The sequence below is a fragment of the Mycobacterium asiaticum DSM 44297 genome (assembly GCF_000613245.1).
GTDB lineage: Bacteria > Actinomycetota > Actinomycetes > Mycobacteriales > Mycobacteriaceae > Mycobacterium > Mycobacterium asiaticum.
Genome location: NZ_HG964936.1, coordinates 37,170 through 62,711 on the forward strand (window position 1 = coordinate 37,170; position 25,542 = coordinate 62,711).

Annotated in this window: 22 protein-coding genes; 9 read left to right on the plus strand and 13 right to left on the minus strand. The window is 66.5% G+C overall.

Annotation, left to right across the window (positions count from 1 at the left end; translation table 11 throughout):
• Nucleotides 1-740 (plus strand): HNH endonuclease signature motif containing protein (locus BN972_RS30065; RefSeq protein ID WP_036356075.1); only part of this gene is annotated, 740 nt, incomplete at its 5' end.
• Between the two features lie 189 nt (nt 741-929).
• Here the strand turns inward: BN972_RS30065 and BN972_RS00175 are convergent.
• From BN972_RS00175 to BN972_RS00185, 4 genes are all read right to left on the minus strand, one after another.
• Nucleotides 930-2,363 carry a lipase maturation factor family protein gene (locus BN972_RS00175; RefSeq protein ID WP_036351475.1) on the minus strand — a complete coding sequence of 478 codons (1,434 nt, stop codon included), beginning with the start codon at nt 2,361-2,363 and terminating at the stop codon, nt 930-932.
• 51 nt (nt 2,364-2,414) lie between these two features.
• The gene (locus BN972_RS00180; protein ID WP_099050968.1) at nt 2,415-6,602 is read right to left on the minus strand and encodes an alpha-(1->3)-arabinofuranosyltransferase; all 4,188 of its coding nucleotides are present in this window, start codon (nt 6,600-6,602) and stop codon (nt 2,415-2,417) included.
• Between the two features lie 52 nt (nt 6,603-6,654).
• On the minus strand, nt 6,655-6,828 hold the full coding sequence (locus BN972_RS27985; RefSeq protein ID WP_065036638.1) for a DUF2613 domain-containing protein: 174 nt from the start codon (nt 6,826-6,828) through the stop codon (nt 6,655-6,657).
• Between the two features lie 158 nt (nt 6,829-6,986).
• A complete protein-coding gene (locus BN972_RS00185; RefSeq protein WP_036351478.1) occupies nt 6,987-7,184 on the minus strand; it encodes a DUF2613 family protein in 198 nt (65 codons plus the stop codon).
• Nucleotides 7,185-7,241: 57 nt separating this feature from the next.
• On the opposite strand from BN972_RS00185, the gene BN972_RS00190 reads away from it, so the two are divergent.
• Genes BN972_RS00190 through BN972_RS00200 form a run of 3 tightly spaced genes read left to right on the plus strand, consistent with a single transcriptional unit; the run spans nt 7,242 to nt 10,362 of the window.
• Nucleotides 7,242-8,420: a glycoside hydrolase family 3 N-terminal domain-containing protein gene (locus BN972_RS00190; RefSeq protein WP_036351481.1), complete on the plus strand. Its 1,179-nt coding sequence runs from the start codon at nt 7,242-7,244 to the stop codon at nt 8,418-8,420.
• 50 nt (nt 8,421-8,470) lie between these two features.
• Entirely contained in the window at nt 8,471-9,067 is a 597-nt protein-coding gene (locus BN972_RS00195; RefSeq protein WP_036351484.1) for a TetR/AcrR family transcriptional regulator, read from the plus strand.
• Between the two features lie 35 nt (nt 9,068-9,102).
• Nucleotides 9,103-10,362, plus strand: coding sequence for a chloride channel protein (locus BN972_RS00200; RefSeq protein WP_036351486.1), 1,260 nt, complete (start codon nt 9,103-9,105; stop codon nt 10,360-10,362).
• A gap of 9 nt (nt 10,363-10,371) precedes the next feature.
• Here BN972_RS00200 and BN972_RS00205 read toward each other — a convergent pair whose 3' ends face one another.
• Nucleotides 10,372-11,868, minus strand: coding sequence for a wax ester/triacylglycerol synthase domain-containing protein (locus BN972_RS00205; RefSeq protein WP_036351489.1), 1,497 nt, complete (start codon nt 11,866-11,868; stop codon nt 10,372-10,374).
• A 319-nt stretch (nt 11,869-12,187) separates the two neighbouring features.
• Between BN972_RS00205 and BN972_RS29690 the strand changes: the two genes are divergently transcribed.
• The gene (locus BN972_RS29690; RefSeq protein WP_099051033.1) at nt 12,188-12,325 is read left to right on the plus strand and encodes a hypothetical protein; all 138 of its coding nucleotides are present in this window, start codon (nt 12,188-12,190) and stop codon (nt 12,323-12,325) included.
• A gap of 5 nt (nt 12,326-12,330) precedes the next feature.
• On the opposite strand, the gene BN972_RS00210 is transcribed toward BN972_RS29690, so the two are convergent.
• Nucleotides 12,331-13,173: a MaoC/PaaZ C-terminal domain-containing protein gene (locus BN972_RS00210; protein ID WP_036351492.1), complete on the minus strand. Its 843-nt coding sequence runs from the start codon at nt 13,171-13,173 to the stop codon at nt 12,331-12,333.
• Nucleotides 13,174-13,194: 21 nt separating this feature from the next.
• Nucleotides 13,195-14,559, minus strand: coding sequence for a 3-oxoacyl-ACP reductase (locus tag BN972_RS00215; protein WP_036351494.1), 1,365 nt, complete (start codon nt 14,557-14,559; stop codon nt 13,195-13,197).
• Between the two features lie 144 nt (nt 14,560-14,703).
• Here BN972_RS00215 and BN972_RS00220 point away from each other — a divergent pair, with 144 nt between their 5' ends.
• On the plus strand, nt 14,704-16,050 hold the full coding sequence (locus BN972_RS00220) for an acetyl-CoA C-acetyltransferase (RefSeq protein WP_036351497.1): 1,347 nt from the start codon (nt 14,704-14,706) through the stop codon (nt 16,048-16,050).
• Between the two features lie 399 nt (nt 16,051-16,449).
• Here BN972_RS00220 and BN972_RS00225 read toward each other — a convergent pair whose 3' ends face one another.
• Entirely contained in the window at nt 16,450-18,285 is a 1,836-nt protein-coding gene (locus tag BN972_RS00225; protein ID WP_036351500.1) for an acyl-CoA dehydrogenase, read from the minus strand.
• Between the two features lie 214 nt (nt 18,286-18,499).
• Here BN972_RS00225 and BN972_RS00230 point away from each other — a divergent pair, with 214 nt between their 5' ends.
• Nucleotides 18,500-19,480, plus strand: a complete 981-nt coding sequence (locus BN972_RS00230; protein ID WP_036351504.1) for an isopenicillin N synthase family dioxygenase — start codon at nt 18,500-18,502, stop codon at nt 19,478-19,480.
• Nucleotides 19,481-19,519: 39 nt separating this feature from the next.
• On the plus strand, nt 19,520-20,005 hold the full coding sequence (locus tag BN972_RS00235; RefSeq protein WP_036351507.1) for a flavin reductase family protein: 486 nt from the start codon (nt 19,520-19,522) through the stop codon (nt 20,003-20,005).
• A gap of 155 nt (nt 20,006-20,160) precedes the next feature.
• Here BN972_RS00235 and BN972_RS00240 read toward each other — a convergent pair whose 3' ends face one another.
• The 4 genes from BN972_RS00240 to BN972_RS00255 form a co-directional block, all read right to left on the minus strand.
• On the minus strand, nt 20,161-20,907 hold the full coding sequence (locus tag BN972_RS00240; RefSeq protein WP_036351510.1) for a succinate dehydrogenase/fumarate reductase iron-sulfur subunit: 747 nt from the start codon (nt 20,905-20,907) through the stop codon (nt 20,161-20,163).
• The gene (locus BN972_RS00245; protein WP_036351513.1) at nt 20,907-22,823 is read right to left on the minus strand and encodes a fumarate reductase/succinate dehydrogenase flavoprotein subunit; all 1,917 of its coding nucleotides are present in this window, start codon (nt 22,821-22,823) and stop codon (nt 20,907-20,909) included. Before BN972_RS00245 ends, BN972_RS00240 begins: the two co-directional genes overlap by 1 nt.
• A gap of 40 nt (nt 22,824-22,863) precedes the next feature.
• On the minus strand, nt 22,864-23,694 hold the full coding sequence (locus BN972_RS00250; protein WP_036351516.1) for a hypothetical protein: 831 nt from the start codon (nt 23,692-23,694) through the stop codon (nt 22,864-22,866).
• 81 nt (nt 23,695-23,775) lie between these two features.
• Entirely contained in the window at nt 23,776-24,072 is a 297-nt protein-coding gene (locus tag BN972_RS00255) for a hypothetical protein (protein WP_036356081.1), read from the minus strand.
• A 96-nt stretch (nt 24,073-24,168) separates the two neighbouring features.
• Here BN972_RS00255 and BN972_RS00260 point away from each other — a divergent pair, with 96 nt between their 5' ends.
• Nucleotides 24,169-24,954, plus strand: coding sequence for an isocitrate lyase/PEP mutase family protein (locus BN972_RS00260; RefSeq protein WP_036351519.1), 786 nt, complete (start codon nt 24,169-24,171; stop codon nt 24,952-24,954).
• Nucleotides 24,955-25,026: 72 nt separating this feature from the next.
• Here the strand turns inward: BN972_RS00260 and BN972_RS00265 are convergent, their stop codons facing one another.
• Nucleotides 25,027-25,464: an Hsp20/alpha crystallin family protein gene (locus tag BN972_RS00265; protein ID WP_036351522.1), complete on the minus strand. Its 438-nt coding sequence runs from the start codon at nt 25,462-25,464 to the stop codon at nt 25,027-25,029.
• Nucleotides 25,465-25,542 lie beyond the last annotated feature (78 nt).

A 25,542-nucleotide genomic window follows, 5' to 3' on the forward strand; every position in this document is an offset into this window, starting at 1 on the left:
AGGACTACGACGGGATGAGCCGGATCAGCGGTTTGATCACCCCTGAGCTGCGGGCGCTGTTCGAAGCCCTGCTCGCCGCCCTGGCCGCCCCCGGCACCCCCGACCCCACCCACCCCGACCACGCCGCGGGCTGCGATACCCGCAGCAGCGGCCAGCGCAATCACGACGCCCTGATCACCGCCATCCGGGCCTTGTTCGCCTCCGAGCAGCTCGGCTCACACCGCGGCCTGCCGGTCACGATGATCGTGACCACCACGCTCAAGGATCTCGAGGCCGGCACCGGCACCGCCCGCACCAGTGGCGGCTCCCTGCTGCCGATGGCCGATCTGATCCGCATGGCCGCCCAGGGCGCGCATCACTATCTGGCGATCTTCGACCACGCCAAGCCCCTAGCGCTGTATCACGCCAAGCGATTCGCCAACCCGGCGCAGCGGCTCATGCTGCACGCGCTGGACCGGGGCTGCACCCGGCCGGGCTGCGATCAACCGGCCTACCACACCGAGGTCCACCACGTCAGCGGCTGGGCCAGCACCGGGCGCACCGACATCACCGACCTCACCCTGGCTTGTGGACCTGACAACAGATTGGCCGAAAAGGGCTGGACCACCCGCAAAAACGCCCGCGGCCAAACCGAATGGCTCCCACCGGCCCACCTCGATTACGGCCAACCCCGAGTCAACACCTTCCACCACCCCGAGAAACTCTTCGCGCCAGAAGACGACGACGGGGACGCAGCTTGATTTCGCCCGGCGCCGCAGACTAGCTATTCGGCGTCGGGTGGGTATCGGCGCGTGGCAGGATCGAGCGGTCCTGACGGGGGTGCCAAAACTTCGGCGGGCCACGGACCGACGACGCCTACACCGTGGGCATTCTCAACACCGGATTACTGAGCTCCGGGATCGCGAATTCCGGCGACTTCGTCTCGGGCATCAATCTCGCGAATCTGTTTGCGAGCCTGCTCCCTTAGGCAGCGACAGTGGCGGCAGGTAGCTGCCGATCAGGGTGCGGTGCCACCACGCGTGGTCGCGTCGCAGTTCGGCCGGGGTGGTGAAACGGTATTCATAGAGCTGCGCCCGCACCCGATGCGGCGGAGTATCGGGAAAAGGATTGTGCCGCAACAGCCTCAGCGTCGCCGCGTCATTGCGCAGCAACCGGTGCAGGAACGGCGTCATCCAGCCCAGCGCATAGCCGGGCGAGATCGCGGCGAACCACATCAGCCAATCGAGCCGCAGATGATACGGCGCCCACTGCCGCGGTATGCGACCCAAGCCGGTGGGCTTGCCCTTGAATTCGTACTCCCTCCACTCCGCGGGCTCGACATCGGCGGTGCCCTCGATCACCACCTCCCAGCGGGTGCGCGAGATGCTGCCGAATGCGCCGTAGGTGTTGCACAAATGAAATGAGTTGAACGACGCGTTCATTCGCTGGCGCGGCGACAACATGTTGCGCGCCGGCCAGAAACTCAACACCACCGTCACGGCCGCGAATGCGATCACCACACCCACGAACCACAGCGGCGGTGACGCCGCCCGCGCTGCATCGACGTCGAGCCGTGTCTGGTCAACGGCGCTGAACGCCAACAGAATTGTCAGCCAGTTGAGCCAGGCGAAGTTCCCCGACAGCACCAGCCACAGTTGCGTGACGATGATGATGCCCGCGGCGATCCCGGCCACCGGTTGCGGAGCGAACAGCCCGAACGGCACTACCAGTTGCGCGAAGTGGTTGCCCGCCACTTCAATCCGGTGTAACGGGGTGGGCAGATGATGGAAGAACCAGCTCAGTGGGCCCGGCATCGGCTGGGTTTCGTGGTGGTAGTTCAAACACGTTAGGTCCCGCCAGCAACGGTCGCCACGCATCTTGATCAGGCCGGCGCCGAACTCCACCCGGAAAAGCAGCCAGCGCACCAACCACAACGTCAGCACCGGTGGCGCCACCCGCGCGTTGCCGAGAAAGACCATCAGGAACCCCGTCTCCAAAAGCAGGGATTCCCAGCCGAACCCGTACCACGTCTGGCCAACATTGACGATCGACAGGTAAAGGACCCACAACGACAACCACATCAGCATGGCAACCCACAACGGCGCCACATCGGCCGCCCCGGCCGCCACCGCCGCTGACAGCGCCGCTCCGAACCAACTGACGCCGGCGAACATCCGGTCCGAATAGTGCAGGTGAAAGATACTCGGCGACCGCCAGAATGACCGCCTCGCTAAGAAACCCGGCACCGGCAGCATGCCGCGTTCTCCGATCAGGGGCCGGAACTGCCGCGCGGCCGCGACGAACGCGATCAGATAGATGAGCGCCACGCCACGCTCGAGCACAATTCTGCCGAGCCAGTATTCGGGTGCCGAAAACCATGCCATGGCGGTCAACTCCTCAGTTGCCAGTCAACCAGCCCGGGACAAAACAACCAACTACCCGCTGCCGTCCGGCCGTGCCGCCACCCCGAACGCGATTACCGAGGCACCCACCGCGGCAACCGAAATCAGCGCGAGCAGTTGCACACTCGCCGAATGCCCTGCGTAGCCGTCCACCGAGCGCCACGGATGCCGCGACAGCATGGCGCCAGCCAGGATCAGGCCGCCGGCGCTCAAACCGACGGTCAACCGCTCCAACAAACGTTCACGGTCCCGCAGCGCGTACCTCAGCCCCAGCGCGGCCCCGACCACCACCAACCCGGGAGCGCCCGCAATCAGCGCACCGGCACCCAACAGCGGCACCGTCACCCACGGACCGGCCGTCCACGCAACGGCAGCCGGTTCGTCGTCCGCAACCCGGCGACGCCGCCAGAACGCGAGGACCGCCAGCAGCGGCAGCAGACACAGTCCGACGGCCAATCCGGCCCGGTACACCGAGTTGGACGCAAACGTGAGCGTGATGGTGCCGGGATCCCCGGCCGGCACCACGAATCCCTGCTGCCAGCCGTTCACCGCTACCGGCGTCAGCCGGGTGCCGTCGCGGGCGCGTGCCACCCAGCCGGGGTTGATGCTCTCCGGTATCACCAGCAGCCGCGGGATCGGCGATGAGGACGCGCGGACCTCGCGCCGGTCCGGCCCCCACACCCCGATATTCACCGAAGCAATTCCGGCACTTGGCAATTCCGGCGCCGCGGACAGTTGGGCGCCGTCCACGACGAACGCGTCACCGGGGCTGATCAGCAACTCCTGCTGTCCCGCCGGCAGCGCGATCGGCTCGCCTTCGCACGGCGTCGCCGCAATCGGCGAGCCGTCCAGCAGCGCGCCCGCCGTCGTGCGGATCGCGGTGTGCACGAACCGACCCGCCACCGCGATCACCGGACCGCGGTCGCAGTCGACGGTTACCTCCCGACTGCGATTGCGTGCGGCGTCGGCCGCCGCGATCGGGTTGCCGTCGGCGGCCAAAGCCACGATCTCCGCCAGCCCGGGTGGCTTGAGCTGGTCGAAGCCCAGCGCATTGCGGTCGATGATGTCCTGCCAGTCGAGCAGGCTGACCGTGACGGTGTCGGTCACACGCGGATGCAGGGGCAGTGTCTGTGCCTCGGAATCCGGCCGTACCGGCTGCACCTGCGGGCCGTCGCCCAAATCCACCGCCACCATCGTCGGATGCGCGGGCAGCGACGAACGGCTGGGCGACAGCCGTAATCCGGCCACTTCGGCCGCTCGGGGCAGCTTCAGCGTGATCGTCGGCGGATCTTTGTGCTGCACCACCCGCTGCGGCGCCGTCCACGCGGTGGCCGGGTCACCGTCGGTGGCCGCGAATGCCGAGCCGAGGACCTCGACCAGGTCCGCATCGCCGCGAGCCCGTGTCGTACCCGGCTCGGCGACCAGGTCCGCCAGCTTGGGGCCCTGTCGCGAGCGCACCCATACCGCGGGGATGACCGACACCGGCGTCGGCACGGTCAGGGTGCGGCTGAGGTTGACCGGCTCCTCCGGCGTCAGCGCCATCGAAGCCGCACAACGCACGTTGTTCGGCCCTTGCGCGCAGCCCGGCCGGCCCAACAGGTCGGCCCCTAAGTCCCAGCGCGCGACCGCGGTGCCCGGCGGGGGGCCCGGCACCGACACGGTGTGCCGCAGCTGCACGGGATGGGCGAAACCGGACGCGTCGTACTGGGTGACGGACAGGTCGGTGATGCCGAATTGCACACCGGCCGAACCGTCGTCGGTACCGGCCGCGGTGATCCGTACCCACGGTGATTCGCCGTAGGGTAGGGCGGCGCTGAGGGGCTTGCCGTCCTCGTCGAACCGCAGCGTGGTGCTGCCGTTGACGGTCTCGATCAGGATGCGCCTGATCTGGGCGCCGACGGCGGTCGCGCTGGGCGTCAGGGTGAGCACGGCGTTGGTCACCGGATGGTCGAAGTCCACTTGGAGCCACTGCCCTACAGCGGCTTGCAGCGCATTGGACACCCACGCGGTAGCCGGGTCGCCGTCGATCGCGGCAGCGGGCGAGGTGGCCGGAGCGACATCGGGCAGCGCGGTTGAGTCCGCCGACGAGCTCGAGACCGTGACGCGGCCGCCGGTCCAGCCGCCGTACACCAGGTCAGCGCCGGGAACGGGGTAGTCGGCCACCCGGTTGTAGGTGTGCCGGGCGTCGCCAGGCGCGCGGATCGCCGACGAATGGTTGTCGACGCGCCCGTAGTCGGTTTCCCGGGCCAGCGGCGTGTCGGTGACGGTCACCAGCGGTGCCGGCAGTCCGGCGGCCAACGCGTCCTGGGTCATCAGTGCCGGACCCAGCGCCGGTTGGTTCAGCAACCGGCGTCGTTCGTCGAGGCGCAGCAGCACCTCGGGGCCGCCGTCGACCCGGGGCAGGCGGTCGGAGTCGACGAAGTAGGGCGCTCCGAGGTTGTCGGCCTGGCCGACGCGATAGATCTCCACCGCCGGATACCGAGGTCGCAGGCCACTGTCGTTGACGAAGCCCTCCAGCGAACCCGGACCCACCGGCGCGCCGAACTCGGCGACCTTCACCAGTCCGGGTGAGCCGGCGACGGTGCGGTGCACCAGGATCGGCCGCGCCGACCGCGACGACTCGGGGTCCAGGTCGTTGCGCACCACCAGATACGAAATCCCTTGCCGAGCAAGGGTATCGGCGAGACCGCCAGACGGGCGGCCGGCCGCGAACAGCCTTTGCACCGAGTCCAGGGCGCGGATGGTCTGCGGCGGCGTCAGCGGGATGGAGTCACGCACCCCCCACGGGCTGCTGCCTAACACCTGTAGTGGTTCGTCGTGGCTGGTGCCCCACACCTGGGTCGCGAACGGCGCGCCCGGCACCACCAGCACCCGCCCGTGCTGGTGCGCGTTCAGCCAGTCGGCCGCCTCGTGCCAGTAATCCGGAATCGCGCCGAATGTGCCGGGCGGGGTCAACCGCGCGGTCCACGCCAACGACGTGCTCACCATCAGCGCGGTGAGCGCGACGATCCCCACCGCGATCCGCCGGTCCCGCTCGGGATGGGTAAAGGCGTTCCGCCACACCGTTTTCGGCGCGCTGCCCGGTAACGGGATCCGCCCCAGCACCTGCGCGAAGCCGAGCACCAGCGGAATCCGGATCACCGGTCCCAGCTTGTGCACGTTGCGCAGCGGAGTGCCGCCCGCGTCCAGGAACGCTTGCACCTGGTGGGCCACCGGTGAGCCCAGCCCGCCGCTGTAGCCCACGGCCAGGAGCGTCACCCCGACCAGCAGCATGGTTATCAGCCGGCCGCGCGCCGGCATTGCGGCACTGGCCAGCCCGGCCAGGCCCGTCGCTGCCACCAGGCAGGTGCCCAGGATCGCGACCGTCCCGGTGACCAGCGGCGCACCCGCGGTCGCGTTGGGCGCGACGAACGGCGTCCAACTGTCGGTGCCCCGCAGCATTTCCACCAGCGAAGACCACTGCGTCGTTACCCCGGAGGATTCGATGAAGTCCAGGAACGGCGGACTGACGTCGCGCAACTGGCTCAGCGCCACCACCCACCACAGCACTGCCACAACCGTGGCCACCAGCAGCCACCCGGCGTAACGCAACCACCGTCGATTGGGTCGGTGACAGGCCAGCCAGATAGCGGCGGGCAGGCAACCGGCCAGCGTCGCAATCGCGTTGACCGCGCCCATCAGCGCCACCGCCAGCCCGGCCTGGCCGGCCAGCACCCGCACCGACCGGTCGGACGTGCCGCGCAACGCAAGGATCGTCGGCAACAGCACCCACGGCGCCAGCATCATCGGCAGCGTTTCCGAAGAGATGGATCCCAGCGTGGTCAGCACCCGCGGCGACAACGCAAATGCCACCGCTCCGAGCACCCGGGACGTCGGGCTGCCGATGCCCAATGCCTCGGCGACCCGGAGTAGCCCCCAGAAACCGACCGTGAGCAGCACCGCCCACCACAGCCGCTGGGTGATCCAACCGGGCACCCCGAGCAGGTGCCCGGCCAGGAAGAACGTGCCGTGCGGGAACAGGTAGCCGTAGGCCTGATTTTGTGACTGGCCGAACGGCAGCTCGCTGTTCCACAAGTTGGTAGCCCGGGCCAGGAGACGCAGCGGGTTCGCGGTCAGGTCGAGTTTGGTGTCCGGCGAGACCTGCCCGGGCGCTTGGGCGAACGCCAGGACCAGCGAGACGGCGCCGACCAGCATCAACCAGCGGCGCTTGAGCGGTGTCACCAACGAATGCACGGCGGGTCTTGCGGGTCCGGCGGTGCGGACCGGCGTCTGGCTAGCTACGGTTGCCGTACTCGACCCGGTTGAGCACCGACGATCCCGGATCGCCACCGGGCAGCGCCGGCTTGGTGTCCTGTTGAACCATCAGGGTGATCCCGAAGATCGCGGCCGCGCCGAGCAACAGGCCGACGACGACACTCGCGGCGGCGGGCGCGACGATCCGGTTCATAGTCAGCCAACCTAGCAGAACGGCGGCACCCAGCTTGAGTAGGTGATTGGTCGGGCGGGGGTCAGCCAACCTAGCAGAACGACGGCACCCAGCTTGAGTAGGTGATTGGTCGGGCGGGGGTCAGCCAACCTAGCAGAACGACGGCACCCGGCTTGCCGTCACGGCTTCAGCAACCGAGGGTCGGCGCCCAGCCGGTCGCCGTACTGCACCACGGTGGACACCACCGGGGCCGGAGCTTTGCGCACCGCCGGCGGGCCGCCCTGCGCCAACAGCGTTGCGCCGACGGTCGCCACGGCGCCCAGCGACAGGCCGGCAACAATGCTGGCCGCGACGGCCGTCCACGTAAACCGGGGCACGGCAGGGGAGTTGCCCCCCCGACCCCGCGCTGAAACGTCCCGTGACAGCATGTCCGGATGGCTCTAGCGCGCACACTGGCCGTCCTTGCCGCTGCATCGGCGCTGGTGGCGGGCTGCCACGGCGGCACCAAACCGGGCCCGTCTACGACCACCACGCCCAGCTCTTCGGCACCCACCTCCACCCCGGCCGCCGCGACCGGCCCCCGCGTGTGCGCCGATCCGCCCGCGGTACCGGCGGCGATCCCGAACCTGCGCGACAAGCTGGCCCAGCTGCTGATGGTCGGGGTGAAGAACGCAGACGACGCCAGGGCCGTCGTCACCGACTTCCACGTCGGCGGCATCATCATCGACAGCGACACCGACCTGACCATGCTGCCCGGTCCGCTCAGCGACATCGCGCACGCGGCCACGCCGCTGCCGCTCGCGGTGGGCGTCGACGAGGAAGGTGGCCGGGTATCCCGGCTGCGAACCCTGCTGGGCGGGCGGGGACCAACTGCCAAGGAGATGGGTCAGACGATGACGCCGACCCAGGTCCACGACCTGGTGGCCGAGCGTGGACGCAAGATGAAAGACCTGGGCATTACCGTCGACTTCGCGCCCGTCGTCGATGTCACCGACGCTCCCGACGACACGGTGATCGGTGACCGCTCGTTCGGCCCCGATCCCGTCAAGGTGACGGCGTGGGCCGGCGCCTATGCGCAGGGCCTGCGCGATGCCGGCGTGTTGCCGGTGCTCAAGCATTTCCCCGGCCACGGCCACGGATCGGGCGACTCCCACACCGGTGGCGTCACCACGCCGCCGCTGTCCGAGCTTGTCGGCAACGATCTGGTGCCCTACCGCACCCTGCTGCAGACGGCACCGGTGGCGGTGATGATCGGTCACATGCAGGTGCCCGGGTTGACCGGCACCGATCCCGCCAGTCTGAGCCCGGCGGCAGTCAAGCTCCTGCGCGAAGGAACCGGTTACGGCGGGCCGGCGTTCGACGGCGCGGTGTTCAGCGACGACTTGTCCAGCATGGCCGCGATCTCCGACCGATTCGGCGTCACCGACGCCGTGCTCAAAACCCTGCAGGCGGGCACCGACATCGCCTTGTGGATCACCACCAAGGAAGTGCCGGCCGTGCTGGACCGGCTCGAGCAGGCGGTGAACGCCGGCGAATTGCCGGTGCAACGGGTCGACGAGTCGCTGGTGCGGGTCGCGGCGATGAAGCGTGTCAACGCGACCTGTGGCCGCTAGCCCCTTCCCTACCTTAAAGTCAGATAGACGGGCTAAGGGAGGCGCACGCGATGGCAGGTGGTACCAAGCGGCTGCCACGTGCTGTCCGGGAGCAGCAAATGCTCGACGCCGCCGTACAGATGTTCTCGGTCAACGGTTATCACGAGACCTCGATGGACGCCATTGCCGCCCAGGCGCAGATCTCCAAGCCAATGCTGTACCTCTATTACGGCTCGAAAGAAGATCTGTTCGGCGCCTGCCTGAACCGGGAGATGAACCGGTTCATCGACGGGGTACGCGCCGACATCGACTTCAGCCAGAGCCCGAAAGACATGCTGCGCAACACCATTGGTGCGTTCCTGCGTTACATCGATGAGAACCGGGCATCGTGGATCGTGATGTACACGCAGGCCACCAGCTCGCAGACATTCGCCCACACGGTTCGCGAAGGCCGCGAGCAGATCATCGATCTGGTGTCGGGTCTGGTGCGGGCCGGTACCCGCAGCCCTAGGTCGGACGCCGAAATCGAAATCATGGCAGTGGCTTTGGTGGGCGCAGGTGAGGCGGTGGCCACCCGGCTGTCGGCCGGTGACATCGGGGTGGACGCTGCGGCCGAGATGATGATCGACCTGTTCTGGGTGGGTCTGCGGGGAGTGCCCGGACGATAGCGGTGGGCCGCCCCGACGCCGTAAGGTCGGCAGGCGTGCGGCGCAACTCCAACCTCGACTTCTTCTGCGCCGTTGTCATCGTTGGTCTGCTGGCCGGCTTGGCGGGCTTGTGCACCACGGTGGTGCTGCGGTTCGTCGAACACCTCACGTACCACTACACTTTCGGTTCACTGCTGGCCGGGGTCACCGGCGCCAGTTCGCTGCGGCGGGTGTTGGCGCCGGCCGTGGGCGCCGCGCTGGCCGGGCTGGGCTGGTGGCTGCTGCGACGGCGGAACGAGGTGCCGCCGTTGGCCGGGACAATTGCCCGACACGAGCGCATACCGCGACTGGCGTGGAGCATCGACGCCCTGTTACAGATCGTGTTGGTCGGCTCCGGCGCATCACTGGGACGAGAAGGCGCACCCCGCCAATTCGCGGCTGTGCTAGGCGATTTCAGCACCGGATGGCTCCGGCGGCTGTCTGCGGCCGAACGGGAGATCCTGCTCGCTTGCGCGGCCGGCGCGGGGCTGGGCGCCGTCTACGCGGTCCCGCTGGCCGGTGCCCTGTTCACGCTGCGGATTCTGCTGAACACCTGGCAGCCACGCGCGGTCGGGGCGGCGTTGATCACGTCCAGCCTGGCGGTTGCCGTCGGTTCGGCGGTCACCCACGACCGGCCCGAACTGGCCTGGCCCAGCCTGGAATCGACGTACCTATTGACCGCGCACGGGTTGATCCTGGCACCGGTGGCCTGCGCGGTGGGCATTGCTTTCAACCGCATCATCAAGGCGGCTCAGCCCCGACACCAAATCCGTAGCTGGCTGCTGATTCCGGGGCTGGCGGCCGCGGCACTGGCCACCGGGTTCTGTGCGCGCTGGTGGCCCGAACTGCCCGGCAACGGGAAGAGCATTCTGACCGTCAGCCTCGCCAGCGGCATGACGCTGTCGGCTGCCGCGGCCATCCTGGTGCTCAAACCGCTTCTGACCGCGCTGTTTCTGCGCGCGGGAGGCGCGGGCGGACTACTCACCCCGTCGTTGGCCACCGGCGCGGCGGCCGGCTCGCTGCTGGTGCTGGCGATCAACGCGGCCACCGGTACGCACCTGCATCTGCCCACGGTTTCGCTGGCGGGTGCCGCCGGCGTGCTGGCCGTCACGCAGGGTTCGCCCATTTGGGCGGCGCTGTTCGTGTGGGAGCTGGCCCGGCCGCCGATATGGCTGCTGATGGTGTTCACGGTCACCGCAGTAGGCGCCCACGGGCTTAGGACTGTGGCGTTGGCCCGTCGTCGCCCGAATCCAGGACACGGCTCAGCTGAGATCTGAACAAGCAAATCAACGACGCGCCTTCGCGTGTGATGACATTTCAGTGACAACCGACGGAGACATTCCACGTGGCGAGTGGTCGGCAGCCGCGACCAGAATGCCAATCGATTCCACAATGCCGCTTGCGATTTCCTCGACGGATGTAATGGTGTCTGGGCACACGGACACGCTGATGTCCACGCAATCGCCACGGCTGCACAGCGTGATGTTCAACCCGGCACTCTCCGAAAGAGGCGCAACAGTATGGATACCCAACACCTTCACTCCCCCGCAGTAGTGCGGCGGCGCGGGCAGTCCGGGAAGAGCTGCGACGACTCCGTGCGAAGTCCGCTCACCCCGCTGGGTAAGACCGAGTCCTGCATAAATTCTTTTACCGGCATGAACCAGATTCGGTGGCAGCAAGCAAGCGACGGTGGCGAGGTCGGTGACGCGAGCTATCCCGTCGGCATGGTCACCACCCGCAAGCTTCAGCTGCTCGGTTGCGGTGTGCAGGTCCGTCAGGACCAGTACGGGATCGTCGAGTTGCACTGGGAATCGCAGGCATCCGGACCTGTAACCGGCGGTCAAGCTTGCGGAATCGGCATCCGCCGACGGTAGCGATATCTGCAGCGAAAGCGGGTGTCGGGGCAGCTCACTGTATCGGATCAGCCAGGACCGCAAGGAGAGCGTGCAAGCCGCAAGTACGACGTTCTCGACGCTGCCGCCAAATGCGCGCGTGACGATAGCGATGTGGGGGAGCGGAATGGCGGCGAAGGCCGTGGTGCGGCGGCCGCTCAAGGCCTTGTTGAATATGGTTCGCGGCACCGGCCCACGCATCGACGATGGCGTACGCGGGAGCAGCTGCTCTGGCCGAACCGTGCCACGGATCAAGCGAATTCCGGCCCGCAACACCGCCGGGACGGCGCCAGCGAACAGCAAAGTGCCGGTGATCTGGTTTCCGATGAGCTCTTGCACCGTGTCGACAACAAGCGCGCGGGTGGAGGGTCGCGAGCCCGGGCCAGGTTCACGCCCGACATCAGATCGACCCTCGTGTGCGCTGACATCCAACAACCGCCGCCAAACCGTGCTCACTCCGGCCACACCACCGATGATCGCGGGCGACATCTTCAGTGCCAGTGCCCATCTGCCGTGGTCGAGGTTGTCGATTGTCCAGGCCTCCCACAGTGGTCTGCGACGGTCCAGTGGCCGGCCGGTGAGCTCCGCGACGAGATCGGTTAAACCCCTTCGGCCACTTCCGGACTCAACCGATGCGCGGTGTAGGTGTGGGCCGGGGTCGAAATCCTCATCTTCTGCCCATACTGGCTGTCCACAGTTCCACGGCTTGTTCACCACCCGACTGCGGAAACGTCCCATCCGCGGCAACGACGATGCGACAAGCTCTTGAAGCCGACGATGACTCAGGTTGTCAGACGCCTCAAGGATCGCCACCGAAACAACATGCGTCGGCATGGTCGAACTCCCCATGCCCAGCGCCAAGGCATCAATCCCCGTTAGACGTTCGACCATCTACACGCCTCAGTCTTTCTGGTTGATTTGCTGAAAGCTTTGGCCCTGACCATCAGTCATCTGGTGAATAGCCACACCCGCGCCGTTCGGCGCCATCTCCCACCCTAGCCGGAAATCGCGCGGAGCCGGTGGCGCCCGCTTGCGTCGACAAAATCCGCGAAACCTTTCCACATTCCAACAGCGACTGAAAAGAAGCTCCGCCAAACGATTTTCGGTGTTTGCCGCCGCCGTCCGTTGCCGCTTCCCGGCCGCAACGGCGTTGAAGGGTGTACGCTCGATCGAACTGGGACCGAAAAGGCCCCCAACCCAAGGGGCTGTGATGTCCGATAAGTCTCCCCGTCAGACGATGTCCAAAAAATCCGACAAGTCTTTGAGAGAAAAGCGGGCGGCCAAACGCGCAAAGTCTGCCCAGACCAGCGCGCAGACGGACGTGATTCCGCGCACCAACAAGAAGTGACGGCGCTAGAGCGCCCGTACCGTCCCGGTCAGGTGCGGATATCCCTTGGAGATGTGGCGTAGGGCGAGATCGAAGCCGTCGCCGACCTCGTCGACGTACAAACCCGCGGTAGCGGGCAGCACCACCGGCTTGCCGAACCGCACCGAGTACCGCACCGCTTCGGGCAACCGGCCCTCGATGTTGGCCAATACCGCTGCGGCACTGAACATTCCATGCGCGATGACGGTCGGGAAGCCGAACAGCTTGGCGGCGATCGGGTTGGTGTGAATCGGGTTGTGGTCACCGCCGACGCTGGCGTAGCGGCGGATTCGGCTCGGACTGATGCGCAGGATCGTGCTGGGCGGCGGCAGCTTGGGCTGCTTTTGCGGCGGCGGTTTGGGTTCGTCGGACAGGCTGGTGCGCTGCTGGTGCAAGAAGGTGGTCACCTGGTGCCAGGCTAGGTCGTTGCCGACGTTGACGTCGGTGACGATATCGGCCAGTAGGCCCTTGCGGTGCTCGCGCAGGTTCTCGGCATGCACCTCGACGTTCACCGTGTCGGTGACACCGATCGGCCGGTGCTGGGTGATGTGGTTCTCCATATGAATGGAACCCATTGCGGCGAAGGGGAAGTCGAAGGACGTCACCAACGACATCACCGAGGGGAAGGTCAGCGCGAACGGGTAGGTCAGCGGGACGTTGTTGCCGAAGCGCAGCCCGGTGACCGCCGCGTACGCGGCCACGTTGGATTGGTCAATGGTCAGTTCGTCGACGGTCACCGTGCGCTTGGGCAGCTGGTCGCCGCGCGGGACCACGGGCAGCGCGCCGGCAGCCGCGCGCAGCAGATTTTTCAGGCCGCTTGGTTGGTTCACTGCTTCCCTCTCACTCGATGACTAGGCACCCAGCATGGCCTGGCCGCAGACCCGCACGGTGTTGCCGGTTACGGCGTTCGACGCCGGATTGGCGAAGTAGGCAATGGTTTCGGCGACATCGACGGGCTGGCCGCCCTGGTACAACGAGTTGAGCCGCCGGGCCACCTCACGCGTGGCCAGCGGGATCGCAGCGGTCATCTCAGTCTCGATGAACCCCGGGGCGACCGCGTTGATCGTGATGCCTTTCTCGGCCAGCGCCGGAGCCAGCGCCTGGGTGAGCCCGATCATGCCGGCCTTGGTGGTGGCGTAGTTCGTCTGGCCGCGGTTGCCCGCGATGCCGGCCATCGAGGACAGCCCGATCACCCGGCCGCCTTGACCGATGGTGCCGTTCTCTACCAAGCCCTCGGTAAGCCGTTGCGGGGCAAGCAAGTTCACGGCCTGAACGGCGTTCCAACGATCGTCGTCCATGTTGGCCAACAGCTTGTCGCGGGTGATGCCGGCGTTGTTCACCAGTACGTCAGCATGGCCGCCGTGGTGGTCGCGCAGGTGCTGGGTGATCTTGTCCACGGCGTCCTCGGCGGTGACGTCCAGCCACAGCGGGGTGCCGCCGACGCTGCTGGCCGTCTCGGCCAGAGCGTCCCCGGCGGACTCCACGTCGATCGCCACCACGCGAGCGCCGTCGCGGGCGAACACTTCGGCGATGGTCCGGCCGATGCCTCGCGCCGCACCGGTGACAATCGCCACCTTTCCCTCCAACGGGCGGTCCCAGTCGGCCGGCGGTGCCGCGTCCTCGGCCCCTACGTAGAAAACCTGACCGTCGACGTAGGCCGACTTACCCGACAGGATGAACCGCGCGGTCGATTCCAGGCCCGTCGCAGCCGGCTTGGCGTCTGGAGCCAGGTACACCAGGTTGACCGTGGTCCCGTTGCGGACTTCCTTGGCCAGTGACCGGGTAAAGCCCTCCAGGGCGCGCTGGGCGATCCGTTCGTCGGTGTTGCCGGCGGCCTCCGGAGTGGTTCCGATCACCAGCACGCGAGCGTTGTGCTTGAGGTTGCGCAGCAGCGGGGTGAAGAAGTCGTGCAAGGCCTTCAGGCCGTCCGGAGCGGTGATCCCGGTGGCGTCGAACACCAGGCCGCCGAACGAGTCCGCCCAGCGGCCGCCCAGGTTGTTGCCGACCAGCTCGTAGTCGGCGTCCAGCGCCGCCCGCAGCGGCTCGACGACCCGGCCCTCACCGCCGATCAGCAGCGATCCGGGAAGCGGCGGCTCATCGGGGCTGTAGCGGCGCAGCGGCTCGGGCTGGGGGATGCCGAGCTGCTTCGCCAGGAACGAGCCTGGAGCGGAGTTGACAACCTGCGTGAACAGATCGGACGAGCGCTTGGGGGCCACTGATCCTGCCTTCCATGTCGAGCGGGCCGGGTATAGGCACCGTATCCGGGGACGAACTTACTTCAGAGTAAGAACAGTGGGTAGTATTGCCGTCAACGCGGGTACCCCAAAATGACCCTCACAACTGACTAGCGGAGACAAAACGTGGCCCCTGCAAGCTCTGAGCCGAAGACCAAAGCTTCTCAGAAGAGTTCCCCGGGCCGGCGGCGGGTTGCCGTGCTGGGTGGCAACCGGATCCCGTTCGGCCGGTCGGATCGTGCCTATGCCGACGCGTCCAACCAGGATATGTTCACCGCTGCGCTTAAAGGCCTGGTCGAGAGGTTCGGGTTGGCCGGTGAACGGCTGGACGCCGTGGTCGGCGGTGCCGTGCTCAAGCACAGCCGCGACTTCAACCTGATCCGGGAATGCGTCCTGGGGTCCGAACTCTCGTCCTACACGCCGGCATTCGACCTGCAGCAGGCCTGCGGTACCGGGTTGCAGGCGGCCATCGCCGCGGCCGACGGCATCGCAGCCGGCCGCTACGAGGTGGCCGCCGCCGGTGGCGTTGACACCACGTCCGATGCGCCGATCGGGCTCGGTGAAGACCTGCGCCGCACGCTGTTGAAGGTGCGCCGGTCCAAGTCGAACCTGGAGCGGGCGAAGCTGCTGGGTGCCCTGCCCGCCAACCTCGGACTCGACCTGCCCGCCAATTCCGAGCCCCGGACCGGCCTGTCCATGGGTGAGCACGCCGCGATCACCGCCAAGGAACTCGGAATCAAGCGGGTCGACCAGGACGAGTTGGCCGTGGCGAGCCACCGCAACATGGCCGCCGCGTACGACCGAGGCTTCTTCGACGACCTCGTCACCCCGTTCCTCGGGCTCTACCGCGACGACAACCTGCGTCCCGACGCCACCGTGGAGAAGCTGGCCAAGCTCAAGCCGGTGTTCGGCGTCAAGAACGGTGACGCGACCATGACGGCGGGCAACTCGACGCCGCTCACCGACGGCGCCTCGGTGGCCCTGCTGTCCACCGAAGAGTGGGCCTCGGCGCACTCGCTGTCACCGCTGGCTTACTTCGTCGATGCCGAAACCGCCGCCGTGGACTACGTGAACGGCAACGACGGGCTGCTGATGGCGCCGACGTACGCCGTTCCGCGGCTGCTGTCCCGCAACGGCTTGACGCTGCAGGACTTCGACTTCTACGAGATCCACGAGGCGTTCGCCTCCGTGGTGCTGGCCCACCTGCAGGCCTGGGAGTCCGAGGAATACTGCAAGGAACGGCTGGGTTTGGATGCCGCCCTGGGTGCCATCGACCGGGCCAAGCTCAACGTCAACGGATCGTCGCTGGCAGCCGGGCATCCGTTCGCCGCCACCGGCGGCCGGATCCTCGCTCAGGCCGCCAAGCAGCTTGCCGAGAAGAAGCGCGAGGCCAAGGGCTCGGGTACGGTGCGGGCGCTGATCTCGATCTGCGCCGCCGGCGGCCAAGGCGTGGCCGCGATCCTCGAGGCCTGACCGGCTGGCCGGAAACGACGTCAGAGAATTTCCAATCGGGTGGTTATTCGAGGAAGCATCTGGGTACTCGCTAGTCCGGATAGCCCCGTGTTGGTGTCTGACCCCCCGACCCCGACGGCAACGCGGGGCAATCCCTAGATCGACCGCCGGTCAGCGGAGACGGGCGTACGAAAAAGGCCGCCGCTGGAGTGAGGGGATCCAGCGGCGGTCTTTTGCATGTCAGGGGTATGCCGTGCGGGCGTCGCGGGTGTCGCGAGCCTCGTTATCGAGGGCGTCATTATCGAGACTGAAACCTCGCACACGTCCCACGGCGTGTCGTATACAAATTTTCAGTGTCGAGGCCCCGACGCGAAAAATCCCCCGCCTCCAACAGGAAGCGGGGGACTTTTGCGCTGATCTTTAGAAGGCAGCCTCGTCGAGCTCCATGATGTCGTTGTCCAGAGTCTCGATCACCTCGCGGGTGCTGGTCAGCAGCGGCAGGAAGTTCTTCGCGAAGAACGACGCCACCGCGATCTTGCCTTCGTAGAAGGACCGCTCGGCTCCGGTAGCACCGGCATCCAGCGCCTCGATGGCCACGGCGGCCTGACGCTGCAACAACCAGCCGATGACCAGGTCACCGACGCTCATCAGGAACCGTACCGAGCCCAGGCCAACCTTGTAGAGGCTGGTCACGTCTTCCTGAGCGGCCATCAGGTAGCCGGTCAGGCTCGCCGCCATCGCCTGGACGTCGGTCAACGCCTTGCTCAGCAGCGCCCGCTCGCTCTTCAGCCGGCCGTTACCCGACTCGCTGTCGACGAACTGCTGGATCTCGTTCGACACGTGGGCCAACGCCACACCCTTGTCGCGGACGATCTTGCGGAAGAAGAAGTCCTGCGCCTGGATGGCGGTGGTGCCTTCGTACAACGAGTCGATCTTGGCGTCCCGGATGTACTGCTCGATCGGGTAGTCCTGCAGGAAGCCGGACCCACCGAAGGTCTGCAGGCTTTCGGTGAGCTTGGCGTAGGCCTGCTCGGAGCCGACACCCTTGACGATCGGCAGCATCAGGTCGTTGATCTTGGCAGCCAGCTCGGCGTTCACACCGTGGACAGTCTCCGCGACCGCCGCGTCCTGGAAGGTCGCGGTGAACAGGTACAGGGCGCGCAGACCCTCGGCGTACGCCTTCTGGGTCATCAGCGACCGGCGCACGTCGGGGTGGTGCGTGATGGTCACCCGCGGCGCGGTCTTGTCGGTCATCTGCGTGAGGTCGGCACCCTGGACGCGGGACTTGGCGTATTCCAGCGCGTTGAGGTAGCCGGTCGAGAGCGTGGCGATGGCCTTGGTGCCGACCATCATGCGGGCCTGCTCGATGACCTCGAACATCTGGGCGATGCCGTCGTGCACCTCGCCGACCAGCCACCCCTTGGCGGGCACGCCGTGCTGTCCCAGGGACAGCTCACAGGTGGCCGAGACCTTCAGACCCATCTTGTGCTCGACGTTGGTGACGAAGACGCCGTTGCGCTCGCCCAGCTCGCCGGTCTCGGGGTCGAAGTGGAACTTGGGGACGAAGAACAGCGAGAGTCCCTTGGTGCCCGGGCCGGCTCCCTCGGGGCGGGCCAGGACCAGGTGGAAGATGTTCTCGAACAGGTCACCGGAGTCACCCGAGGTGATGAATCGCTTCACACCGTCGATGTGCCAGGTGCCGTCCTCCTGCTGGGTGGCCTTGGTGCGCCCGGCGCCGACGTCCGAACCGGCGTCCGGCTCGGTCAGCACCATGGTCGAACCCCAGCCGCGTTCGGCGGCGAGCACGGCCCACTTCTTCTGCTCCTCGGTGCCGAGGTGGTACAGGATCTGGGCGAAACCGGCACCGCCGGCATACATCCACACGGCCGGGTTGGCGCCCAGCAGGTGCTCGTGCAGCGCCCACATCAGCGCCCGCGGCATCGGCATGCCGCCGAGTTCCTCGTCCAGGCCGGCCTTGTCCCAGCCGGCCTCGATGACCGCGTTGACGGACTTCTTGAACGACTCGGGCAGTGTCACCTCGTGCGTGGCGGGATCGAACACCGGCGGGTTGCGGTCGCCGTCGACGAACGAGGCGGCAACGGGACCCTCGGACAACCGGCTGATCTCGGCCAACATCTCGCGGGCGGTGTCGACGTCCAGTTCGCTGAAATCGCCTTGACCTAATGCCTTGTCAACGCCCAGTACCTCGAAGAGGTTGAATTCCTGGTCACGGACGTTGCTCTTGTAGTGGCTCACTTAGGGTCCTCCTCATTGAGAATGCCACTTGTGGTTGGGTACTAGGGCTAAGTTACCCACCAGTAACACCGTTAAAATATACCGATCGGTAACTTCAACGCAAGCGAGTGTGAGCAATATTTCACTGGCTAACTAACCAACTGGTTGGGGTGGCGCTTACGGCAGTCCCAATACAGCACCTCACCTGCGGCGATGTCGTATTCGGAGGAGGATTGTGGGGACCGTCACGACGCTTCCGGTAGTGGACTTAAGGGCCGATCCGCCCCGGCTGCGAACCCGTCTGCGCGAGGCGGCGCACGAGGTGGGTTTCTTCTATCTCACCGGACACGGCGTGCCTGAGGCGCTGACCACGCGGGTGCTTGATGCGGCCCGCCGGCTGTTCGCACTGCCGCAGGCCGAAAAGGACGCCATCGCGATGGTGCGCAGCCCCCATTTCCGTGGCTACACCCGGCTGGGAGGCGAGCTGACCAGGGGCGAGACGGACTGGCGCGAACAGATCGACATCGGTCCCGAGCGTGCTCCCATCGGCGGGCCCGGCCGCCCGGACTACCTATGGCTGCAAGGCCCCAATCAGTGGCCGGCGGCTCTGCCCGACCTGCCGGGGATCGTCGCGGAATGGGACGCCGCGCTGTCCGCGGTGGCGCGCCGGTTGCTGCGGCACTGGGCGGCCTCGCTGGGCAGCCCACCGGAGGTGTTCGACGAGGCGTTCGCCGAAGCACCGGCGACGCTGATCAAGATCGTTCGATATCCGGCCCGAGCGGCAGACACTCAGGGGGTTGGCGCGCACAAGGACTCCGGAGTGCTCACGCTGCTACTGGCCGAGCCGGGCAGCCTGGGTCTTCAGGTGCGCGGCGACGACTGGATCGACGTGCCGGCCCTGGACGGGGCGTTCGTCGTCAACATCGGTGAGCTGCTCGAGTTCGCGACGGGCGGGTACCTGCGGGCGACCGAACACCGGGTCAATCTGAGCTCCGCGGCCGAGCGCATTTCGGTGCCGTACTTCTTCAACCCCCGCCTGGACGCGGAGATACCGATGCTGTCGCTGCCCGACGAACTCGCGACTCGCGCCCATAGGTCCGAGGACCCGGCCGACCCGATCTATTCGGTCTACGGGCGTAACGCCTGGAAGAGCAGATTGCGCGCCCACCCCGATGTGGCTGCCGCACACGGACACTCGCCAGGTAGGGTCGAATAGGAGAATCCCATTCTCGGCTCAAGGGGCGCATGAAGTCCGATGAACAGCAATCTGACACCCACGTCGCTGCGCGAGGCGTTCGGCCACTTCCCGACCGGGGTGGTGGCTATCGCGGCCCACGTCAACGGGGTCCGGGAAGGCCTGGCGGCCAGCACCTTTGTCCCGGTCTCGCTGGAACCCCCGCTCGTGTCGTTCTGCGTGCAGAACACCTCGACGACGTGGCCGAAACTCAAGTCCGCGCCGATGCTCGGTATCAGCGTGCTGGGCGAGGCGCATGATGTCGCCGTGCGCACCTTGGCCGCGAAGACCGGCGACAGGTTCGCCGGCCTGGAAACGGTGTCCAGTGAATCGGGTGCCGTCTTCATCAAGGGCACGGGCCTGTGGCTGGAAAGTGCGATCGAGCAGTTGATCCCGGCCGGGGACCACACCATCGTCGTGCTGCGGGTCAACCAGGTGACGGTGGACTCAGGCATCGCGCCGATTGTCTTTCACCGAAGCGAGTTGCGCTCGCTCGGCATCAAATAGCCTTATATCGATAGTTTTTCTGTTCCCATCGCGAAACACACACAGCGAAGGGGAGCCGGCCGGGGACGGCGGACGACCCGGTGCGTGGGGAGCATTCGGCGACAACGGCGCCAACGGTGCCAACGGTGCCTCGGGTTAGCAGGTAATGAGCGGTATCAGCGCCGGAACAGCTTGTTACCCAGCCACACGATCGGGTCGTACTTGCGGTCCGCGACGCGCTCCTTCATCGGGATCAGCGCGTTGTCGGTGATCTTGATGTTTTCCGGGCAGACCTCGGTGCAGCACTTGGTGATGTTGCAGTAGCCCAGGCCGTGCTCCTCCTGCGCCTGGTTGCGCCGGTCCAGAGTGTCCAGCGGGTGCATCTCCAGCTCGGCGATCCGCATCAGGTAACGCGGCCCGGCGAACGCCTGCTTGTTCTCCTCGTGGTCACGGATGACGTGGCAGACGTTCTGACAAAGGAAGCACTCGATGCACTTGCGGAACTCCTGAGACCGCTGCACGTCGACCTGCGCCATCCGGTACTCACCCGGCTGCAGCTCCTTCGGCGGGGCGAAGGACGGGATTTCGCGCGCCTTCTCGTAGTTGAAGGACACGTCGGTTACCAGGTCGCGGATCACCGGGAACGTGCGGATCGGGGTGACCGTGACGACCTCGTTCTCCTCGAACGTCGACATCCGGGTCATGCACATCAGCCGCGGCTTGCCGTTGATCTCCGCCGAGCAGGATCCGCACTTGCCCGCCTTGCAGTTCCAGCGCACGGCGAGGTCGGGGGTCTGGGTCTGCTGCAGACGGTGGATGACGTCGAGCACCACCTCGCCCTCGTTGACCTCGACGGTGAACTCCTCCAGCGCACCACCGGTGTCGTCCCCGCGCCAGACCCGCATGCTCGCGTTGTAACCCATTACGCTCTCCGTTCCGGATGCTCGGTGAGCTCTTCGTCGGTGTAGTACTTCTCCAACTCCGAGATTTTGAAGAGCTCAAGCAGGTCTTGCCGCATCGGCACTTGCGGCTCGCGGCTGATGTCGATGTGCGGGCCGTCCACCTCGGCGTTGTTGACTCGGCAGACCAGCAGCGTCTTGCGCCAGCTGGAGTCCATGCCGGGGTGGTCGTCGCGGGTGTGGCCGCCCCGGCTTTCGGTGCGCTCCAGCGCAGCCCGGGCCACGCACTCGCTGACCAGCAGCATGTTGCGCAGGTCGATCGCCAGATTCCAGCCGGGGTTGTACTCGCGGCCGCCCTCGACCTGCACGTTCTGGTAGCGCTTCCAGAGCTCGTCCAGCAGCGTCAGGGCCTTGGTGATCTCGTCTTCCTTGCGGATGATGCCCACCAGGTCGTTCATCACATGCTGCAGGTCCAGCTGCAGGGCGTACGGGTTCTCCGGGGCAGCGCCGCCGGCCGGCGGGTCGAACACCTTGAGGGCCTGCTTGGCGGCGTAGTCGACAGCCTCCTGCGAAACGGCCGGACGGTTGGTCAGCGCCCGGACATAGTCGGCGGCGCCCAGGCCGGCGCGCCGGCCGAACACCAGGAGGTCGGACAGCGAGTTGCCGCCCAGCCGGTTGGAGCCGTGCATACCGCCCGAGCACTCGCCCGCGGCGAACAGCCCGGGGACCTTGGCCGCGCCGGTGTCGGCGTCGACCTCGACCCCGCCCATCACGTAGTGGCAGGTGGGTCCGACTTCCATCGGCTCCTTGGTGATGTCTACGCCGGCCAATTCCTTGAACTGGTGGTACATCGACGGCAGCCGCCGCTTGATCTCCTCGGCCGAGAGCCGGGACGCGATGTCGAGGTAGACGCCGCCGTGCGGCGTGCCGCGGCCGGCTTTGACCTCCGAGTTGATGGCGCGGGCCACCTCGTCACGGGGCAGCAGGTCCGGGGTGCGACGGGCCGAGTCGTTGTCCTTGAGCCATGCGTCGGCCTCTTGCTCGTCCTCGGCGTACTGGCCCTTGAACACGGCCGGGATGTAGCCGAACATGAACCGTTCGTCCTCGGAGTTCTTCAAGACGCCGCCGTCGCCGCGGACACCCTCGGTGACCAGGATCCCCTTGACGCTGGGGGGCCACACCATGCCGGTGGGGTGGAACTGGACGAATTCCATGTTGATCAGCGTCGCGCCGGCCCGCAGTGCCAGCGCGTGGCCGTCGCCGGTGTACTCCCAGGAGTTCGACGTCACCTTGAACGACTTGCCGATCCCGCCGGTGGCCAGCACCACCGCGGGGGCCTCGAACAGGATGAACTTGCCGCTCTCCCGCCAGTAACCGAACGCACCGGCAATCGCATCGCCATCCTTGATCAGCTCGGTGATCGTGCACTCGGCGAATACCCTGATGCGTGCGTCGTAATCGCCGAACTCGGCGTAGTCCTCCTGCTGCAGCGAGACGATCTTCTGCTGCATGGTGCGGATCAGTTCCAGGCCGGTGCGGTCCCCGACGTGGGCGAGTCGCGCGTAGGTGTGGCCGCCGAAGTTGCGCTGACTGATCCGGCCGTCCTTGGTGCGGTCGAAGAGCGCGCCGTAGGTCTCCAGCTCCCACACCCGGTCGGGTGCTTCCTTGGCGTGCAGTTCGGCCATCCGCCAGTTGTTGAGGAACTTGCCGCCGCGCATGGTGTCGCCAAAGTGGGTCTGCCAGTTGTCTTTCGGGTTGGCGTTACCCATGGAGGCCGCGCAGCCGCCCTCGGCCATCACGGTGTGCGCCTTACCGAACAGCGACTTGGAAACCACCGCCACCTTCTGGCCGCGTTCGCGCGCCTCGATGACGGCACGCAATCCGGCGCCGCCGGCACCGATCACGACCACGTCGTAGGCGTGCCGTTCGACCTCAACCATGAAACCTCACTCAGCTTTTTGTCCGAATCGATGAATTGGCTCAGTGGCCAATGAATCTCAAGTCAGAGATGGTGCCGCTGGCGACCAGCGCAATGTAGAAGTCGGTCAGCATCAGCGTGCCCAGCGTTATCCAGGCGAACTGCTTGTGCCGAACATTGATCTTGCTGATCTGCTCCCAGATCCAATACCGCACAGGGTGTTTGGAGAAGTGCTTGAGACGGCCGCCGGTGACGTGCCGGCAGGAGTGGCAGGACAGCGTGTAGATCCACAGCATGATGACGTTGCCGAGCAGGATCAGATTGCCCAGGCCAAAACCGAATCCGCCCGGCCCGGTTTCGGAATGGAACGCCACGATCGCGTCGTAGGTGTTGATCACCGAGATGATGCCGGCGATGTAGAAGAAGTACCGGTGCGAGTTCTGGATGATCAGCGGGAATCTGGTCTCACCGGTGTAGTGCACCCGCGGCTCGGCTACCGCGCACGCCGTCGGCGACTGCCAGACCGTGCGGTAGTAGGCGCCGCGGTAGTAGTAGCAGGTCAGCCGGAACAACAGCAGGAACGGCAGCGTCAGTGCCGCGTACGGCAGCCACCACACGTCCGGCAGGATCTGCGGCCAGAACTCACTGGCCTTGCCGCAGGCCGTGCTGACGCAGGGGGAGTAGAACGGCGTCAGGTAGTGGTACTGCGGGACGTAGAAGTACTGCTGCTGAAACGCGCGCGCCGTCGCGTAGATGACGAATGCTGCAAAGCCCAGATTGATCCGCAGCGGCTGCAGCCACCACTTCTCCGGGCGGAGCGTCTTCTGCGCGATTTGGGCGCGCGTAGGTGAAAAGACGCCGGACTCAGAACGGCTCGCCGCTGGTGCGCTCATCTAGATGTGTTCCTCTTCGAACGGGCTGTTAGTCCGAAGGTTACACAGGGGAACCGCCTGTTATTGAGGCGGGCGTCGCCGTCAGTACCGGCTGTGACCTCCGACACCCTCGTCGTCGACATCGCGCCAGAAGTCGCTGTCGTACTGGGTGTCGGGGATGGCGATCTTCTCGCCGGACTGCTGAACCGTGGCGCGGCCGAGGTCCAATTCGGCCACGTCAGTGTCGAGTAGCTGAATGTCGCTGAGTATCCGGTCAGCGTCGATGATGATGCGCCGGGTGGCCGGGTTGTCGCCGTACCGTGCTTTCAGCGAGGTGACGCACCGCCGCAGGCCCCGCATGAGGTCGTGCAGTTCGGTGAGTTCGGTCGTCGTGGACAATGCATGCTCCCTGTGGCTGAAGGTGTTACGGATCACAGTACGTCAACCGATAATATCCGCTTCTTCGCATACCGCACGGGGAGAAAGCAGCGCGCCATGCCGGAAGTACCTGGCCAGTCCGAACGCGCCCGGGCGCTGCTGGATCTGCACCAGCCGGGGAATCCGGTGGTGCTGCCGACGGTATGGGACGCGTGGTCGGCCCGGCTGGCGGTGCAGGCCGGCTTCGTCGCCCTCACCGTTGGCAGTCATCCGCTGGCCGATTCGATCGGCAAACCTGACAACGAGGGCATGTCGTTCGACGACGTCCTGACTCGGGTCGCTCAAATCACCGCCGCCGTAGCGGATTTGGGCTCCGTGCCGATATCGGTGGACCTCGAGTCGGGCTACGGGTTGGCGGCCGAACGCCTGATCGAAGGTCTGGTAGGGGTCGGCGCGGTCGGCCTCAACATCGAAGACACCGTGCATTCTGAGGGCGGACGGCTGCGGTCATCCGGTGAACACGCCGAACTCGTCGCAGCGTTGCGTTCGGCAGCCGACGCCACCGGCGTGCACGTGGTGATCAACGCCCGCACGGATGTGTTCCTGCGGCAGGGCGGTCTGGAAACCGGTGGGGCCGACGACCTGGTCGACGTGGCCGTCGCGCGGCTCACCGAGTGCGCCGGCGCCGGTGCCGACGTTCTCTACCCGGTGGGGCGACACGGTCCAGAAACGTTGCGCCGCTTGGCATCTGAGCTCCCGCTGCCGGTAAACGCGATCGCGGCCCCGGACCAGGACGACCCGGCCGCATTCGGTCCACTGGGCGTGGCCCGCATCAGCTTCGGGCCGTTCCTGCAATACGCGCTGTCTGCCAGGGCCAACGAGCTGCTCGCCCGCTGGCGCTGAAGCGGCTTGCAGAAAGGCCACGCCGCCGGGCGTGGTCCGTCCGTAGGCACCACGCCCGGCGGCTCGACTCGCTTACTTGGTGATTGCGATGCGCTTGGGCTCCGTGCCCGCGTAGGCACCGGCCACCCGTACGGTCAGCACGCCCGCGTCATACGACGCCGCGATGGCCTCACTGGTGACGTGAGCCGGCAGCTGGAACGACCGGCGGAAAGAGCCGTAACGGATCTCCCGCAGGGTGCGTCCGTCCTGGTCCTCTGAATGCTCGTCGCGGTGTTCGCCATGGATGACCAGGCGGCCGCCCTCGACCTGGACGTTGACGTCCTTTTCGACGTCGACGCCCGGCAGCTCGAGGCGGACCACGGCGTCCTCGCCGTCCTTCACGATCTCAGCGGCGGGGGTAAAACCCATGTTCACCGGCTTGAACCAGTCCGCCGAAGCCGGACCGAAAAAGTCCCGTAGCCATCGGTCGGTGTCCCACGCCGGTCGCGACCACAAGGCGAGATTGCTCATGGATAACTCCTTATTCTTCGTTGTGAGTTTGCTGAACCCGACGCTGTGTCGGTCGGCTACCCAGTAAAACCTGAGTGC

What these genes read in the sequence shown, in the direction of transcription:
- BN972_RS00175 (WP_036351475.1), bottom strand. Translation starts at nt 2,363, where the DNA reads ATGGCATGGTTTTCGGCACCCGAATACTGGCTCGGCAGAATTGTGCTC.
- BN972_RS27985 (WP_065036638.1), bottom strand. Translation starts at nt 6,828, where the DNA reads ATGAACCGGATCGTCGCGCCCGCCGCCGCGAGTGTCGTCGTCGGCCTG.
- BN972_RS00190 (WP_036351481.1), top strand. Translation starts at nt 7,242, where the DNA reads ATGGCTCTAGCGCGCACACTGGCCGTCCTTGCCGCTGCATCGGCGCTG.
- BN972_RS00195 (WP_036351484.1), top strand. Translation starts at nt 8,471, where the DNA reads ATGGCAGGTGGTACCAAGCGGCTGCCACGTGCTGTCCGGGAGCAGCAA.
- BN972_RS00205 (WP_036351489.1), bottom strand. Translation starts at nt 11,868, where the DNA reads ATGGTCGAACGTCTAACGGGGATTGATGCCTTGGCGCTGGGCATGGGG.
- BN972_RS29690 (WP_099051033.1), top strand. Translation starts at nt 12,188, where the DNA reads ATGTCCGATAAGTCTCCCCGTCAGACGATGTCCAAAAAATCCGACAAG.
- BN972_RS00235 (WP_036351507.1), top strand. Translation starts at nt 19,520, where the DNA reads ATGAACAGCAATCTGACACCCACGTCGCTGCGCGAGGCGTTCGGCCAC.
- BN972_RS00240 (WP_036351510.1), bottom strand. Translation starts at nt 20,907, where the DNA reads ATGGGTTACAACGCGAGCATGCGGGTCTGGCGCGGGGACGACACCGGT.
- BN972_RS00245 (WP_036351513.1), bottom strand. Translation starts at nt 22,823, where the DNA reads ATGGTTGAGGTCGAACGGCACGCCTACGACGTGGTCGTGATCGGTGCC.
- BN972_RS00250 (WP_036351516.1), bottom strand. Translation starts at nt 23,694, where the DNA reads ATGAGCGCACCAGCGGCGAGCCGTTCTGAGTCCGGCGTCTTTTCACCT.
- BN972_RS00260 (WP_036351519.1), top strand. Translation starts at nt 24,169, where the DNA reads ATGCCGGAAGTACCTGGCCAGTCCGAACGCGCCCGGGCGCTGCTGGAT.
- BN972_RS00265 (WP_036351522.1), bottom strand. Translation starts at nt 25,464, where the DNA reads ATGAGCAATCTCGCCTTGTGGTCGCGACCGGCGTGGGACACCGACCGA.